At 67.5% G+C, this 15,212-nt stretch carries 13 protein-coding genes; 8 read left to right on the top strand and 5 right to left on the bottom strand.

Annotated features, from left to right (window positions below):
* Positions 1–77: 77 nt before the first annotated feature.
* The gene (gene ilvC, locus AC1RKE_RS08815) at positions 78–1,112 is read right to left on the bottom strand and encodes a ketol-acid reductoisomerase (protein ID WP_348683649.1); all 1,035 of its coding nucleotides are present in this window, start codon (positions 1,110–1,112) and stop codon (positions 78–80) included.
* Between ilvC and AC1RKE_RS08810 the strand changes: the two genes are divergently transcribed.
* The 4 genes from AC1RKE_RS08810 (at position 1,111) to AC1RKE_RS08795 (ending at position 4,483) form a co-directional block, all read left to right on the top strand.
* Positions 1,111–1,653, top strand: a complete 543-nt coding sequence (locus AC1RKE_RS08810) for a DUF924 family protein (protein WP_054765643.1) — start codon at positions 1,111–1,113, stop codon at positions 1,651–1,653. The two genes, ilvC and AC1RKE_RS08810, sit on opposite strands and share 2 nt — an antisense overlap.
* A 78-nt stretch (positions 1,654–1,731) precedes the next feature.
* Positions 1,732–2,517, top strand: a complete 786-nt coding sequence (yaaA, locus tag AC1RKE_RS08805; RefSeq protein WP_182713622.1) for a peroxide stress protein YaaA — start codon at positions 1,732–1,734, stop codon at positions 2,515–2,517.
* 52 nt (positions 2,518–2,569) lie between these two features.
* Positions 2,570–3,394: a 3-hydroxybutyrate dehydrogenase gene (locus tag AC1RKE_RS08800; protein ID WP_348683648.1), complete on the top strand. Its 825-nt coding sequence runs from the start codon at positions 2,570–2,572 to the stop codon at positions 3,392–3,394.
* A 24-nt stretch (positions 3,395–3,418) separates the two neighbouring features.
* Positions 3,419–4,483: a patatin-like phospholipase family protein gene (locus AC1RKE_RS08795; protein WP_182713624.1), complete on the top strand. Its 1,065-nt coding sequence runs from the start codon at positions 3,419–3,421 to the stop codon at positions 4,481–4,483.
* Here the strand turns inward: AC1RKE_RS08795 and AC1RKE_RS08790 are convergent.
* Both AC1RKE_RS08790 and AC1RKE_RS08785 read right to left on the bottom strand, forming a co-directional pair.
* Positions 4,480–5,406 carry an L-threonylcarbamoyladenylate synthase gene (locus AC1RKE_RS08790; protein ID WP_348683646.1) on the bottom strand — a complete coding sequence of 309 codons (927 nt, stop codon included), beginning with the start codon at positions 5,404–5,406 and terminating at the stop codon, positions 4,480–4,482. The genes AC1RKE_RS08795 and AC1RKE_RS08790 overlap by 4 nt on opposite strands.
* Complete coding sequence (locus AC1RKE_RS08785) at positions 5,403–5,954, bottom strand: cytochrome b (protein ID WP_348683644.1); 552 nt, start codon at positions 5,952–5,954, stop codon at positions 5,403–5,405. Before AC1RKE_RS08785 ends, AC1RKE_RS08790 begins: the two co-directional genes overlap by 4 nt.
* A 124-nt stretch (positions 5,955–6,078) precedes the next feature.
* Here AC1RKE_RS08785 and AC1RKE_RS08780 point away from each other — a divergent pair, with 124 nt between their 5' ends.
* Both AC1RKE_RS08780 and AC1RKE_RS08775 read left to right on the top strand, forming a co-directional pair.
* Positions 6,079–7,863, top strand: a complete 1,785-nt coding sequence (locus tag AC1RKE_RS08780; RefSeq protein ID WP_182713626.1) for an acyl-CoA dehydrogenase — start codon at positions 6,079–6,081, stop codon at positions 7,861–7,863.
* Between the two features lie 75 nt (positions 7,864–7,938).
* Positions 7,939–10,158 carry a S9 family peptidase gene (locus tag AC1RKE_RS08775; protein ID WP_483458112.1) on the top strand — a complete coding sequence of 740 codons (2,220 nt, stop codon included), beginning with the start codon at positions 7,939–7,941 and terminating at the stop codon, positions 10,156–10,158.
* A 19-nt stretch (positions 10,159–10,177) separates the two neighbouring features.
* Here the strand turns inward: AC1RKE_RS08775 and AC1RKE_RS08770 are convergent, their stop codons facing one another.
* Complete coding sequence (locus tag AC1RKE_RS08770) at positions 10,178–11,038, bottom strand: NAD(P)-dependent oxidoreductase (protein WP_348684852.1); 861 nt, start codon at positions 11,036–11,038, stop codon at positions 10,178–10,180.
* 123 nt (positions 11,039–11,161) lie between these two features.
* Between AC1RKE_RS08770 and AC1RKE_RS08765 the strand changes: the two genes are divergently transcribed.
* Both AC1RKE_RS08765 and AC1RKE_RS08760 read left to right on the top strand, forming a co-directional pair.
* The gene (locus tag AC1RKE_RS08765; protein WP_054765635.1) at positions 11,162–12,061 is read left to right on the top strand and encodes a flagellar motor protein MotB; all 900 of its coding nucleotides are present in this window, start codon (positions 11,162–11,164) and stop codon (positions 12,059–12,061) included.
* Positions 12,062–12,175: 114 nt separating this feature from the next.
* A complete protein-coding gene (locus tag AC1RKE_RS08760) occupies positions 12,176–12,928 on the top strand; it encodes an arginyltransferase (RefSeq protein ID WP_183215627.1) in 753 nt (250 codons plus the stop codon).
* Here the strand turns inward: AC1RKE_RS08760 and parC are convergent.
* Positions 12,921–15,134, bottom strand: coding sequence for a DNA topoisomerase IV subunit A (gene parC, locus AC1RKE_RS08755; RefSeq protein WP_395942272.1), 2,214 nt, complete (start codon positions 15,132–15,134; stop codon positions 12,921–12,923). The genes AC1RKE_RS08760 and parC overlap by 8 nt on opposite strands.
* Positions 15,135–15,212 lie beyond the last annotated feature (78 nt).

Genomic DNA, 15,212 nt, shown 5'->3' with positions numbered 1-15,212 from the left:
GGCTCGACCCGAGGGCCGGCCCGTCCGCCGCATGGCGTCGATAAGGACGCACAGGATGACGAGTCATCTCCCGCGCATCAGTCGTCGTTCGCCGCCGTCTCCCGCGCCCGCCGCGCCACCGCGTTCAGACGCGCCCCCACCGACTCGATCGGCCGCCGCCCCAGGGCCGCGCGCCGCGCCATGAGGTCGGGCGAGCCGGCGTCATAGTCCGCCATCAGATCCCGCACGAATCCCCCGCCCTGAACCTCGGCCAGGACCTGATCCATGGCGGCGCGCGATTCGGCGCCGATCACGCGCGGCCCGGTGCGGTAAGCCCCGTACTCCGCCGTATTGGAGATCTTGGCGAAGGCGCCGGCTATGCCGCGCTCGTACATCAGGTCGGTGACCAGCTTGGCCTCGTAGAAACATTCGAACCAGGCCACCTCGGCCGGATAGCCGGCCTCGACCAGTTTCATGAAGGCCGAATCGATCAGTTCGGCGATCCCGCCGCACAGCACCACCTGTTCGCCGAACAGGTCGCTCTCGCACTCGTCCCGCATCGTCGTCTCGAGGATGCCCTTGCGTCCGCACCCCAGGGCCGCCGCATAGGACAGGCCTAGCGCATGGGCCCCGCCCGTGGCGTCCTGATGCACCCCGAACAGGCAGAAGACCCCCTCCCCGGCCTCGTACAGGTCGCGGATGCGCGGCCCGATCCCCTTGGGCGAGGCCAGGATCACGTCCAGATCGTCGCGGGGCTCCACCAGGCCGAATCGCACCGACAGGCCGTGGGCGAAGACCAGGGCCGCGCCGGGCCGCACAGCAGGCGCCAGTTCGTCGCGCCACAGGTCGCGATGCGCCTCGTCGGAGGTCATGACGGCGACCACGTCCGCCCCAGCCGCCGCCTCGCCCGCCGTCATCACCTTAAATCCGTCGGCTTCGGCCACAGCCCGCGTCTTCGACCCGGGCTTCAGGCCGACCACGATGTCGGTCACGCCCGAATCGCGCAGGTTCAGCGCATGGGTGCGTCCCTGACTGCCGTAGCCGATCATGGCCACGCGCTTGCCGCGGATGATCGAAAGGTCGCAGTCGCGGTCATGGAAGACGGGCAGCGGATTGGCTAAGATGTTGGTCATGGCCCCCTTCATAACCGCATTCGACGTCGTCGCCTTCTGGAAAGAGACCGGGCCCGAAAAGTGGTTCGCCAAGGACGAGGCCTTCGACGCCCAGTTTCGGTCGCGCGGCCAGGATCTGCACCTGTCGGCCGCCCGGCGCGAACGCGACGACTGGATCGAGGCCCCCGAGACCGCCCTGGCCCTGCTGATCCTGCTGGATCAGTATCCGAGGAACAGTTTCCGCGGCACGGCCCATCAGTTCGCCACCGATCCCCTGGCCCTGATGTTCGCCGAACAGGCGGTGGCGCGCGGCTGGCACCTCCGGGTCGAACCCGAGCTGAAGAACTTCCTCCTGCTGCCCTTCGAACATTCCGAACGGCTCGAGGATCAGGACCGCTACCTGGCCCTGGTCGCCGGCGACGCCGAGCTGGAGAAATGGGGCCGCCTGCACCGCGACATCATCGTGCGCTTCGGCCGCTTTCCCCACCGCAACCTCGCCCTGGGCCGCGCGACGACGCCGCAAGAGCAGGCCTTCCTCGATCAGGGCGGCTTCGGCGGCTGAGCCGCGGCATTCCGGCCTCGCCCGTTCAAATCTTCGCAGAAGCGGCCTATGTGAGCGGCGCCATCACGGAGCCGTCCCTTGCTGATCCTTCTTTCTCCCGCCAAACGGCTCGACTTCTCGCCGGCCGATCCGGCCCTGCCCGGCACGGAGCGTCGCTTTCTGGAAGACACCGCCAGCCTGGCGGCGACGGCGCGGCGTCAGACCAAGGCCGACCTGCGTCGCCTGATGGGGATTTCGGATGATCTGGCGACCTTGAATCTGGAACGGTTCAGGGCGTTCGATCCGGAATCGACGGACGGCGTCCAGGCCGCCTTCGCCTTCGCCGGCGACGTCTATGAGGGGCTGAAGGCGCGAGAGCTGGACGCCGCCGCCCTGGCCTTCGCCCAGGACCATCTGCGGATTTTGTCCGGCTTCTACGGGCTGCTGCGTCCGCTCGACCGGATCCAGCCCTATCGACTGGAAATGGGCACGCGGCTGAAGACCCGCCGCGGCTCCAGCCTTTATGATTTCTGGGGCGATCGGATCTCCAAACAGCTGAACGCCGACGCCGAAGACCTCAGAGCCCAGGGATCGCCCGATCCGGTCGTCGTCAACCTGGCCAGCCAGGAATATTTCGGCGCCGTCGACGCCAAGGCTCTGAAACTGCCGGTCGTCACGCCCCAGTTCCGCGAGGAGAAGAACGGCGAAACGCGGATCGTCTCCTTCTTCGCCAAGAAGGCGCGCGGCGCCATGAGCCGCTTCGCCATCGACGAACGGCTGGAACGAGTCGAGGATCTGAAGGCTTTCGACCGGGACGGCTACGGTTTCGACAAGGCGGCCTCGACCGAGACCGAATGGATATTCATCAGGTCGGGAAATTCTTGATCTTCGCCGGGCGCCCCCGCTAGTCTCTCGCGAAAGAACGAAAGGCGCATCCATGTCCACCTCGCCCCAGTCCCCTGACTTCCGCGACATCGGTGATCTGAAGGGTCAGGCGGCGGTGATCTCGGGCTCGACCTCGGGCATCGGCCTGGCCCTGGCGCGCGCGGTGGCGACGCGGGGCGGCGACGTGGTCCTGAACGGGCTGGGCGATCCGGCCGAGATCGAGCGCACCCGCGCCGCGCTTGAGGCGTCTTCCGGCGTGCGGGTGCGCTATCACCCCGCCGACATGACGCGCGGCGAGGAGGTGGCCGACATGGTCGCCTTCGCCGAGCGCGAGTTCGGCCGCCTGGACATTCTGGTCAACAACGCCGGCGTCCAGCATGTGGAGTCGGTCGAGAAGTTTCCCACCGACAAATGGGAACAGATCATCGCCATCAACCTGTCCTCGGCCTTCTACGCTACCCGCGCCGCCATCCCGATCATGAAGGCCCAGGGGCGTGGTCGGATCGTCAACATGGCCTCGGCCCACGGCCTGGTCGCCAGCCCCTTCAAATCGGCCTATGTCGCGGCCAAACACGGCGTCATCGGCTTCACCAAGACGGTGGCGCTGGAGCTGGCGCAGGACAACATCACCTGCAACGCCATCTGCCCCGGCTTCGTCCATACGCCGATCGTGGAAAAGCAGATCGAAGACCAGGCCCGCACCCGCGGCATCAGTCCTGAAAAGGTCATGAGCGACGTGATCCTGGCCGCCCAGCCGACCAAACAGTTCGTCACGACGGATCAGTTGGCGGGGCTGTTCCTCTATCTGGTCAGCGACCTGGGCGCCTCGGCCAACGGCGCCAGTTTCTCGATCGACGGCGGCTGGACCGCTCAATAAGATCATCCCAGCGAGGGCCGACCTATGGCGATCTTCAAACGCAAGACCGCCGAGCCGACGGACCTCGCCGCCGCCTCGACAGGACGGCGGCCCTTCTGTCTGGCGCTTCAGGGCGGCGGGGCGCACGGCGCCTTCCAATGGGGGGTGCTGGATCGACTGCTGGAAGACGATCGGCTGGATATCCGCGCGGTCTCGGGCGTGTCCGCCGGCGCCATGAACGGCGCCGCCCTGGTTTCCGGCCTGGCGAGCGGCGACGCCCGCGCCGCCCTGGACCGGCTGTGGCGCGAGATCAACCAGTCGGGGGGCCGCAACGTCTTCGGCGACAGCGCCCTGTGGAATCCGGCCCAGGCGCCCGACTGGCTGAAGGACACGCCGCTCTGGCGCGCCGGAGAAACCTTGGCTCTGTCAATGAGCCCGTATGAATTCAATCCCTTGAACCACAATCCTCTGAAGCGGGTTCTGAAGACGGCCGTGGATTTTCAGGCGGTCCAGGGCTCCGACGTCAAACTGTTCGTCGCCGCCACGGCCGTGCGCCAGGCCAGGGCCCGCATCTTCGCGTCCAGCGAGATCACCGCCGACGTCCTGATGGCCTCGGCCTGTTTGCCGCACCTGTTTCAGGCCGTCGAGATCGAGGGGGAGCCTTACTGGGACGGCGGTTATCTGACCAATCCGCCGCTCTGGCCCCTGACGGGGGACGATACGCCGGACGACGTGCTGCTGGTGACGCTGAACCCGATGGTGCGCGACGAGACGCCCCGCGCGGCGGGCGACATCGTTGATCGGTTGAATGAGATCCTCTTCAACGCGCCGCTGCTGGCCGAACTCCGCGCCATCGCCATGGCCGGAGAAATGATCAGCCAGGGACAGTTGAAACACGGCTCAGGCCCCTATCGACAATTGCGACTGCACGCCATCGAGGCCGACGGTTGGCTGTCGGACCTGTCCTTGAGGTCGAAGTTCAACACGGAATGGAGTTTCCTGACCGACCTGAAGGCCCGTGGCCGGGCGGCTGCGGACGACTGGCTGGAGACCTGTCTCGCCAGCGTCGGACGCCGCTCCAGCGTCGATCTTCAGGCGCGGTTCGGTTAGCCGACGAAGCCCGCCGCTCGCCGAAGCCTGTCGTTGATCGCCTCGCCCAGTCCGGAGGAAGGAATGGGCGCCACGGCTATGCCCGCCGGCTTGGCTCGGTCTGCTTCTCTGAGCAACCTGAATAGGTTAGCGGCGGCTTCTCGCAGATCGCCGGAAGGACTGAGACTCCAGCGGGGGTCGCCGACGCCCGGCCCGAACCCCAGCAGGATTTCGCCCGGACGCGGTTGGGTCGCCTCGATCCGCACCGGGGCGTCAGGCGCATAGTGGACGGCCAGCCGACCCGGCGAGCGTCGCCCGTCGCCGCCCTCGTCCAGGGGACCGACCACGGCCTCGATCTCCGCTCGGGTGACGGCGCCGGGTCTCAGCAGGGCGACCCGTCCATCCAGGACCGAAACGACGGCGCTTTCCAGACCGACGGCGCAAGGACCGCCGTCCACGGCGGCCGAGACGGCGAAGCCGGTCTCCTCCACGGCGTCGGCGAAGGTCGTCGGACTGGGCCGGCCCGAGCGGTTGGCCGACGGCGCCACGACGGGGCCGCCGAACATCGACAGCACAGCCCGCGCCTGGGCGTGGCCGGGAACGCGCACGGCGACGCTGTCCAACCCCGCGCGCGCCAGATCGCAGACGCGGGTCCGATCCCGCACCGGGACCACCAGCGTCATCGGCCCCGGCCAGAAGGCCTGGGCCAGGGCGCGGGCGGCGGCGTCGAACAGACCGATCGCCTCAGCGGCGGCGGCGTCAGAGACGTGCGCGATCAAGGGGTTGAACCGAGGTCTTCCCTTGGCTTCGAAAATGGCGGCCACCGCTCGCGGATCGGCGGCGTCGGCGCCCAGGCCATAGACCGTCTCGGTCGGCAGCAGGATCAGTTCGCCGCGGCGCAGGGCGGCGGCGGCCTGATCCGGCGGGTCGCCCGCGCTCCTCACGGCCGCCGCGGGATCAGGGGGATCATCCGATGCAGCACATTGTCGCGGTTGATGAACTGATGCTTCAGCGCCGCGGCGACATGCAGGGCGATCAGGACATAGAGGCCCTTCATCACCGTCTCATGCACGTCCATGAACCGACCGGCGGCCTCGCGCCCGCCGCCCACCGGCAAGAGGGGCCAGTCGAACAGGCCGAACCAGGCGAAGCCGCGTCCCGCCGCCGAGGTGGCCAGCCAGCCCGACAGAGGCATGGCGATCAGGACGACGTAAAACAGGACATGGGTGGCGCGCGCCGCCAGCCGCTCCCAGCGCGGCATCGACGCGGGCAAGGGAATGGCCGGATGCGCCAGTCGCCAGCCGATGCGAGCCAGGGTCAGGATCAGGATCGACACGCCCAGCGACTTGTGCAGCATGACGAACTGCCCGGACAGCGGCCCCTCCGTGCTCTCATGGGCGGTGATCAGCAGCACCTGGACCAGGATCGCCGCAGCGATGATCCAGTGCAAAGCCAGTGACACCGACGAATAGCGATTGCGCGGCTCGGCCATGACGACTTCCCTTCCCTCGCGGCAGGGCGTCACTGTGCCCCGACTGCCCCGACTGCGCCAAGTCTCTCTTGCGACGGGGGGCTTCGGCGAGGCACTTAAGCCGGAAAGGACATTGAGGAAACCCATGAGCTACCGCGCCCCCGTTCGTGATCTGGCCTTCACCCTGGAGGCCGTGGCCGGCATGGCGGACGTCGCCGCCACCGGCGCCTTTCCGGATTACGATTCCGACGTCGCCTCAGCCGTGCTGGAGGCGGCCGGACAGTTTTCGCAGGAGGTGCTGGCCCCGCTGAACCGCATCGGGGACCAGAAGGGTTCGCTCTACGCCAACGGCGCCGTCACGGCCGCTCCCGGCTTCGCCGACGCCTATCGCCAGTTCGCCGCCGGCGGATGGACCGGTCTGTCGGCGCCGGTCGAGGCGGGCGGCCAGGCCCTGCCCAAGGCCCTGGAGCTGGCGGCCTATGAGACCGTCCACGCCGCCAACATGGCCTTCGGCCTGTGTCCAATGCTGTCTCTCGCCGCCATCGAGGCCTTGGAGCAGGTCGGCACGGAAGAGCAGAAGGCGACATATCTGACCAAGCTCGTCAGCGGCGAATGGACCGGCGCCATGGTGCTGACCGAGCCGGGCGCCGGATCGGACCTGGGCTCGTTGATCACGACGGCGACGCCGAACGGCGACGGAACCTACGCCATCCACGGTCAGAAGATCTTCATCACCTGGGGCGATCACGACGCGACGGACAACATCATCCATCTGGTCCTGGCGCGCCTGCCCGACGCGCCCAAGGGGCCCAAGGGGATCAGCCTGTTCCTGGCGCCGAAATTCCTCGTCAAGGACGACGGAAGCCTGGGCGAACGCAACGCCTTCCGTCCCGTCGGGGTCGAGCACAAGCTGGGCATCCACGCCTCGCCCACCTGCGTCATGGCCTATGAGGGCGCGCGGGCCGAGCTGGTCGGACGTCCGAACGAGGGCCTGGCCCATATGTTCGTCATGATGAACGCCGCCCGCCTGGCCGTCGGGGTCGAAGGCGTCGGCATCGCCGAACGCGCCTATCAGCACGCCCTGGCCTATGCGCTGGACCGCCGCCAGGGTCGATCGGTCTGGACCGGGGAAGCCAACGCCCCGATCTTCGATCATCCGGACGTGCGTCGGATGCTGGGTGTGATGAAGGCCAAGACTGCGGCCGCTCGCGCCCTGTGCCTGTCGACCGGCGTCGCCGCCGATCTGGCCCGTCATGCCGAAACGGAAGAGGCGCGCCGCCGCTGGAAGGCCCGCGAGGATCTGTTCACCCCCATCGCCAAGGCCTGGTCCACCGACGTCGGATGCGAAGTCGCCTCCCTGGGCGTCCAGGTCCATGGCGGCATGGGCTTCATCGAGGAGACGGGCGCGGCTCAATACTATCGCGACGCCCGAATCGCCCCGATCTACGAGGGCACCAACGGCATCCAGGCCATGGATCTGGTCGGGCGCAAACTGTCGATGGACGGGGGCGAGGCGGCCAAGGCCCTCATCGCCGACATGAAGACGACGCTGGCCGACCTCTCTGGCCTCTATGCCGGCAAGCCGGTCGAACGGTTCGCAACGGCCGTCGAGGCGGTGGAGGACGCCACCCTGTGGCTGCTGGACCGCAAGGCCGACCCGGATGCGGCGGCCGACGTCCTGGCCGCAGCGGACGCCTATCTGAAGCTCTTGGGCGACGTCATCGGCGGCTGGATGCTGGCCAAGGGGGCGCTGGCCGCCAAGGCGCGGCTGGACGCCGCCGACGGCGATCCCGTCTGGCTGCAGGGCAAGCTGGACCTCTACGAACTCTATGCCGCCAATGTCCTGGGCCATGTCTCCAGCCGCCTGGCGGCCGTGGGCCAGGGTGGCGACCTGCTGAAACGGATGACGGTCGAGGCCCTGGCGGGCTGACGCCCGACGCGATCTTGATTTGACCTTGGGCGGCCCAAACGCCCAAGGTCGCCTCCTCACGCCCGGGAGCCGATCATGAACCGACGCCAAATCCTCCTGTCCACCGCTGCGACGGCCTTGGCCGCCTCGGCCTCCCCCGCCCTCGCCCGCCAGTCTTCCGGAGCCTCGATGCCCCAACCCCCTGTCGCCAAGAAGATCCCCGTCGTCATCGAACAGCTGGGTCGCACCCGCACCGACGACTACCAGTGGATGAAGGACGACAATTGGCAGGCGGTGCTGCGCGATCCGACCCTGATCAAGGCCGAAGTCAAAGAGCATCTGACAGCCGAAAACGCCTATCGCGAAGCCATGATGGCCTCCACACTCCCTCTTCAGGAGACGATGTTCCAGGAGATGCGCGGCCGCATCAAGGAGGACGACAGTTCCGTCCCCGCGCCTGACGGCGACTGGACCTACTATGTCGAGTACCGCACGGGCGACCAGCATCCCCGCTACATGCGCGTCGAGCGCCAGGGAACCTGGATGGTCGATGGCCGGCCGGTGACGAAGAATTTCATCGTCGCCCCGACTCCCCAACTGCTGCTGGACGCCAATGAACTGGCCGAAGGCAAGGCCTATTCCGAGGTCTCGGCCGCCGCCCACAGCCCTGACCACAGCCTGTTCGCCTATGCCGAGGACGCGCAAGGGTCCGAGGTGCACAAGATCTATGTGAAGGATCTGGCGACCGGCGCCGTCCTGCCCGATGTGATCGAGAGCGCCACCGGCGACTTCACCTTCTCGCCTGACAGCCGGTGGATTTTCTGGACCAATCGCGACGACAACGGACGGCCGGACAAGATCTTCCGCCGCCCGGCGCGCGGCGGCGAGACGACCCTGGTCTATGAGGAGGCGGACGACGGCATGTTCATCGGCGTCGGCCGCACCGCCGACGACCGGTTCATCGTCATCGGCATCCAGAACCAGGAGACGTCCGAGGCCCGCTACATCCCCGCCGACGACCCGACCGCTGCGCCGGTCGTTTTGGAGCCGCGCCAGGTCGCCGTCCGCTATGACGTCGATCACTGGGACGACCGCTGGGTGATCCGCACCAACGCCGACGACGCCATCGACTTCAAGATCGTTCAGGCGCCGACCGAAACGCCCGGCAGGGCGCATTGGACGGATCTCGTCCCCCATACGCCGGGCCGATTCATCGAGGGGATGGACCTGACCCGCCATCATCTGGCGCGCCAGGAACGGGCCGACGCCAACACCCGCATCATCATCCGCGATCGCGCCGGGGCCGAACATGCGATCGCCGTCGATGAACCGGCCTTCGCCCTGTCGCTGTCGGGCGCGTCGGAGTTCGACACCACGACGACCCGCTACAGCTACAACTCGCCGTCCACCCCGACCCAGACCTATGACTACGACATGGCGTCGCGGGAACGCACGCTGCGCAAGACTCAAGAAATCCCGTCGGGACACAATATCGAAGACTATGTGGTCGAACGGCTGAACGCCCCCGCCGCCGACGGCCAGCTGGTGCCTGTCACGGTCCTGCGCCGCCGCACCACGCCGATCGACGGCTCGGCCCCTCTGCTGCTCTACGGCTACGGCTCCTACGGCATTCCCATGCCGGCGAGCTTTTCGACCATTCGGCTGTCGCTGGTCGATCGCGGCTGGATCTACGCCATCGCCCACATCAGGGGCGGATCGGACAAGGGCTGGGGCTGGTTCCTCAGCGCCCGCCGGATGACCAAGAAGAACACCTTCACCGACTTCATCGCCGCCGCCGAACATCTGATCGCGCAGAACTACGTCCGCGCCGGCAATATCGTGGCCCAGGGCGGCTCGGCCGGCGGCATGCTGATGGGCGCCGTCAACAATATGCGGCCCGACCTCTGGGCCGGGATTATCGGCCAGGTGCCCTTCGTCGACGTCATCAACACCATGAGCGACACCTCCCTGCCGCTGACGCCGCCGGAATGGCCCGAATGGGGAAATCCGATCGAGGACCCGGACGCCTACGACTATATGATGAGCTACAGCCCCTATGATCAGGTGAAGCCCCAGGCCTATCCCGCCGTCCTGGCGACGGGCGGCCTGTCCGATCCACGGGTGACCTATTGGGAGCCGGAGAAGTGGGTCGCCAAGCTGCGGCCCGCCACCACCTCGGGCAAGCCCGTCCTGCTGAAGATCAATATGGAGGCCGGCCACGGCGGCGCGGCCGGCCGGTTCGACTATCTGAAGGAGGTCGCCCACGACTACGCCTTCGCAGTCTGGGCGATCGAAAAGGGCTGGGAGACGGCTTAACCCGCCCGCGCCGGCGGCTTCAGCTCTTGGGCTGAAGCCGCGCAGCCAGGCTGGAGGTGTCCCAGCGATTGCCGCCCATGGCCTGGACCTCGGCGTAGAACTGATCGACCAGGGCCGTCAGGGCCAGGCGCGCCCCGTTCGACCGCGCCTCGTCCAGAACCAGGCCCAGATCCTTTCGCATCCAATCGACGGCGAAGCCGAAGTCGAACCGGCCCTGGGCGGCGGTCTTCCAGCGATTGTCCATCTGCCAGCTCTGGGCCGCCCCCTTGGACACGGCGTCGAAGACGGCGTCCGTATCCAGGCCGGCGACTTGAGCGAAATGGACCGCCTCGGCCAGGCCCTGGACCACCCCGGCGATGGCGATCTGATTGACCATCTTTGTCAGCTGGCCCGAACCCGCCGGTCCCATATGTTTGATCGCCTTGGAATAGGCTTTCAGCGCCGGTTCCACCCGGGCCAGAGCCTCGGCCTCGCCGCCGGCCATGACGCTGAGCTGGCCGTTTTCGGCGCCCGCCTGACCGCCGGAGACCGGAGCGTCGATAAAGGCGCGCCCCGCCTCGGCCGCCGCCTCGGCCATTTCCCGCGCCAGCCGGGCCGAGGTCGTGGTGTGATCCACGATGACCGCCCCTTCGGCCAGGTGCGGCAGGGCCTCGGTCACGACCGCACGCACGTCATCGTCATTGCCGACGCACAGGATGAAGAGCTCCGCCCCCTGCGCCGCCTCCGACACGGTCGCGGCCGCCCGCGCGCCCACGGCCTCGGCCCAGGCCTGCGCCTTGGCCTGGGTGCGGTTGAAGCCGACGACCTCATGGCCGGCGTTCACCAGGTGACGCGCCATCGGGGCGCCCATGACCCCCAGGCCGGCGAAAGCGATCTTCATGGCAGGCTCCCGTGTTTCCGCCCTGGACTAGGCCGGGTCGGACAAGGGTTCAACCCAGGCTGGGGGTCAACGGGCGGTTAACCTTGCCGCGTCATGCTGGCGCGAACTTGCCGGGGTGCGTCCATGTCCGTGAGCGATCGTCCGATCCTCATCAAGAAGGTGAAAAAGGTCTCCGGCGGAGGCCACCACGGCGGCGCCTGGAAGGTGGCCTATGCAGACTTCGTGACGGCCATGATGGCCTTCTTCCTGCTGATGTGGCTGATCAACACGACCGACCCGGAACAGAAGAAGGGCATCGCGGAATATTTCGCCCCCGCCAGCGTGTCCGAAACCACCTCGGGTTCGGGCGGCCTTCTGGGCGGCACGGCGCTGGGCGACGACGGTCCCAAGAGCTCGGGCTCGCAGTCGGTCATCGAACAGCTGGCGCCCGAGGCCCCGCCGGAGACGACCAACACCGGCCCCAGCTCAAACCTCACCTCCGCCAGCGACGCCGCCCTGCAGGCCGAAATCCAGAAGCGCGAGGCGGCCGAGTTCGCCAGTGCGGCGGAATCGCTGCGCCAGGCCATGCAGTCGATGCCGGAACTGGCCGAACTGTCCAAACAGCTGATCGTGGACCAGACGCCGGAGGGGCTGCGCATCCAGCTGGTGGACCAGGAAGGCCGGTCCATGTTCGACAACAACTCGGCCCGCCCCAATGCGCGGGCTCAGGTTCTGCTGCGCGCGGTCGCCAAGGTGATCAACCAGCTGCCCAACCGCATCTCCATCACCGGCCACACCAGCGCCACGCCAGGGTCGAACCGCGCCAGCGGCCCGGCGGACTGGACCCTATCCTCCGAACGGGCCAACGGCTCGCGCCTGGTGTTGCAAAGCGCGGGCGTGGACCCCGATCGGGTCTATTCGGTCGCCGGCAAGGCGGGCTCTGACCCCCTCTATCCCGACGATCCCAGCCTGCCCGGCAACCGCCGCATCGCCATCGTCCTGCTGCGCGAGGCCCCGGTCCTGCCTATGGACACCTCGCTGTGATCCTGAGCGGCTGTGGCGCCTTGGCGCTTGCCGCCGAGCGCTCAATCGCGCCAAATCGCGGCATGAGCGTCAGACCGTCCTATTTTGGGCCAGATCGGGTGCGGACCTAGAGTCGTGACCCAACATGTGCCGACACGCCAGCTCCGGTTCTTCATGACCTCGGTCGCCCCGTGTCCCTATCTGCCGGGCAAGACGGAACGGAAGGTCTTCGCAAACCTCCCCTTTTCGGACGGCGCCCACGTCAATGACGAACTGACCCTGGCGGGTTTCCGCCGCAGCCAGAACATCGCCTATCGCCCCGCCTGCGAGGCCTGCGACGCCTGCGTCTCCGTCCGCCTGCCTGTGCCGGACTTCGCCTTCAGCCGATCCCAGCGCAAGGTTCTGGCGCGCAACGCCGACCTGACGCGCGCCCTGGTCGAGGCCGAGGCCACGACCGAACAGTTCCAGCTGCTGCGCCGCTATCTGACCAGCCGCCATCCCTTGGGCGGCATGAGCGATATGGGCTGGCTCGACTATGTCGCCATGGTCGAGGACACGGCCGTGCGCACCCATCTGATCGAATACCGCCTGCCGTCCGACGACGGCGGCCCCGGCGACCTGGTCGCCGTGACCCTGACGGACCTGCTCCGTGACGGCCTGTCCATGGTCTACAGCTTCTACGATCCGCGTCTTGACCGCCGCAGCCTGGGCCGCTTCGCCATCCTTGATCATGTGCGCCAGGCGGCCCAGGTGGGCCTGCCCTTCGTCTATCTGGGCTACTGGGTCCGGGGCTCGGAGAAGATGGACTACAAGGCGGACTTCCGCCCCCTCGAGGTGCTGGGCAAGCTGGGCTGGATGCGGCTGGAAGACCAGCCGCCCCCTATCTGAACTTCCGCAAGCCCCTCGGCCCCTGGCGACCGGCGCCGGCGCGCTTGCCCAGCCAGTCCTTCCAGTCGGGCCAGTTGCGCCGGCGGCCGCCGCCGTCGGCCCATTCCGGCCCCTGTTCGGCGTTGAAGACCGTCACATCGGCCAGGCCGCCCTGTTTGAAGCTCTGCAGCTTCACACCCTTGCCGCGCCCCATTTCGGGCAGTTCTGCCAGAGGGAAGATCAAGGTCTTGATGTTCTCGCCGATCGTCGCGACGTGATCCCCCATAGGGCTGGTCGGCACGCGCAGCATGGCCAGCATCTCGCCGTTCAGCACCTGTTTGCCGCCCCGCTTCTGGGCCAGGGTGTCGTCCTCGGGCGCGATGAAGCCGTAGCCGGCCTTTGAGGCGATCAGCAGCTTGCCGCCCGGCTGGTGCGCCAGCAGATTGATGATCTCGGCCTTCTCGTCCAGATCGATCATCAGCCGTAGCGGCTCGCCGTGGCCGCGGCCCGACGCCAGCTTGTCCGCGCCGATGGTGAAGATCCGGCCGTCCGACGCCCCGACCAGCAGCTTGTCGGTCGTATAGGCCGGGACCAGATAGGCCAGCTTGTCGCCTTCCTTGAACTTCAGCTCCGAAGGATCCTCGACCTTGCCCTTGGCGGCGCGGATCCAGCCGCGCTCCGACAGGATGACGGTGATGGCCTCGCGCGGGATGAAGGCCTCGGGGGCCACGAAGGCCGAGGCGTCGACCGCCTCGCCCATCGTCGTGCGCCGCGGCGAGATCAGCGCCTTGCGCACCGCCTCAAGCTCTTTGGAAACAGCCTTCCACTGCTTGCCTTCCGACGACGTAAGCGCCTTCAGATTGGCAAGTTCTTCCGACAACTCCTTGAATTCATTCTCGATCGTCATCTCTTCCAGACGCGCCAGCTGCCGCAGCCGGGTGTCGAGGATGAAGTCGGCCTGGACCTCGGTCAGGCCGAAGCGCGCGATCAGGACGGCCTTGGGCTGGTCCTCCTCGCGGACGATGCGGATCACCTCGTCCAGGTTCAGGAAGACGATGCGCAGGCCTTCCAGCAGGTGCAGCCGCTTCTCGACCCGGGCGATCCGCCATTGCGACCGTCGGTTCAGCACCTCGCGCCGGTGATCCAGGAAGGCCTTGAGACAGGCCTTCAGCCCCATGACGCGCGGGGTGCCGTCGGCGTCCAGCACGTTCATATTGATCGGGAAACGGACCTCGAGATCGGAAAGCTTGAACAGACTTTCCATCAGCATTTCAGGCTCTATGGTCCGATTCTTGGGCTCCAGGATCAGACGGATATCCTCCGCCGACTCGTCGCGCACATCGCCCAGCAGGGGCGCCTTCTTCTGCTCGATCAGGTCGGCCAGCGCCTCGATCAGGCGCGACTTCTGCACCTGGTACGGCATTTCGGTGACGACGATCCGCCAGACGCCGCGGCCCAGGTCCTCGGTCTCCCAGCGCGCGCGCAGCCGCACCCCGCCCCGGCCCGTCTCATAGGCGTCCAGAATGGCTGCGCGGCCTTCTACAGCCACGCCGCCGGTGGGGAAGTCGGGTCCGGGGACCAACTGCACCAGCTCGTCCGTGGTCGCCTCGGGTCGCTCCAGCAACAGCTGACAGGCGTCGATCAGTTCGCCGACATTGTGCGGCGGGATGGAGGTCGCCATGCCCACGGCGATGCCCGAAGACCCGTTGGCCAGAAGATTGGGGAAACCGGCCGGCAGGACGACCGGCTCCTCGTCCTGATCGTCATAGGTGGGGCGGAAATCGACCGCGTCCTGGTCGATCCCCTCCAGCAGCAGGACGGCGGCCGGGGTCAGCTTGCACTCGGTATAGCGCATAGCCGCCGCGCTATCGCCGTCGATATTGCCGAAATTCCCCTGGCCGTCGACCAGCGGATAGCGCTGGGCGAAGTCCTGGGCCAGGCGCACCAGGGCCTCATAGATGGAGGCGTCGCCGTGCGGGTGGTATCCACCCATGACCTCCCCGACCACCTTGGCGCATTTGCGCGCCGCCGCCTGCGGGTTCAGCCGCATCTGGTGCATGGCGTACAGGATGCGCCGGTGCACGGGTTTGAACCCGTCGCGCACGTCCGGCAGGGCGCGATTGGTGATGGTCGACAGGGCGTAGGCCAGATAGCGACGGCTGAGCGCCGTCTCCATCGGCTCGTCAATGATACGGCCGCCTTCCGGCGGCGGAGCGTGGATCGTCATGGGCCAGCGAATCGGGGATCGGAAGCGCGAAGTCTAGCCCGTTCGCGGCCGGCAGGTCGTCTATCTGTGGGAGATAAT

The organism is Brevundimonas sp. GW822-FHT03E11 (genome assembly GCF_058801445.1).
The sequence above is the reverse complement of the archived record's forward strand: the minus strand, read 5'-3'. Positions and strand labels throughout refer to the sequence as shown.

What these genes read in the sequence shown, in the direction of transcription:
- AC1RKE_RS08780 (WP_182713626.1), top strand. Translation starts at nt 6,079, where the DNA reads ATGAGCTACCGCGCCCCCGTTCGTGATCTGGCCTTCACCCTGGAGGCC.
- AC1RKE_RS08800 (WP_348683648.1), top strand. Translation starts at nt 2,570, where the DNA reads ATGTCCACCTCGCCCCAGTCCCCTGACTTCCGCGACATCGGTGATCTG.
- AC1RKE_RS08765 (WP_054765635.1), top strand. Translation starts at nt 11,162, where the DNA reads ATGTCCGTGAGCGATCGTCCGATCCTCATCAAGAAGGTGAAAAAGGTC.
- AC1RKE_RS08770 (WP_348684852.1), bottom strand. Translation starts at nt 11,038, where the DNA reads ATGAAGATCGCTTTCGCCGGCCTGGGGGTCATGGGCGCCCCGATGGCG.
- AC1RKE_RS08795 (WP_182713624.1), top strand. Translation starts at nt 3,419, where the DNA reads ATGGCGATCTTCAAACGCAAGACCGCCGAGCCGACGGACCTCGCCGCC.
- AC1RKE_RS08785 (WP_348683644.1), bottom strand. Translation starts at nt 5,954, where the DNA reads ATGGCCGAGCCGCGCAATCGCTATTCGTCGGTGTCACTGGCTTTGCAC.
- AC1RKE_RS08775 (WP_483458112.1), top strand. Translation starts at nt 7,939, where the DNA reads ATGAACCGACGCCAAATCCTCCTGTCCACCGCTGCGACGGCCTTGGCC.
- parC (WP_395942272.1), bottom strand. Translation starts at nt 15,134, where the DNA reads ATGACGATCCACGCTCCGCCGCCGGAAGGCGGCCGTATCATTGACGAG.
- ilvC (WP_348683649.1), bottom strand. Translation starts at nt 1,112, where the DNA reads ATGACCAACATCTTAGCCAATCCGCTGCCCGTCTTCCATGACCGCGAC.
- AC1RKE_RS08810 (WP_054765643.1), top strand. Translation starts at nt 1,111, where the DNA reads ATGGCCCCCTTCATAACCGCATTCGACGTCGTCGCCTTCTGGAAAGAG.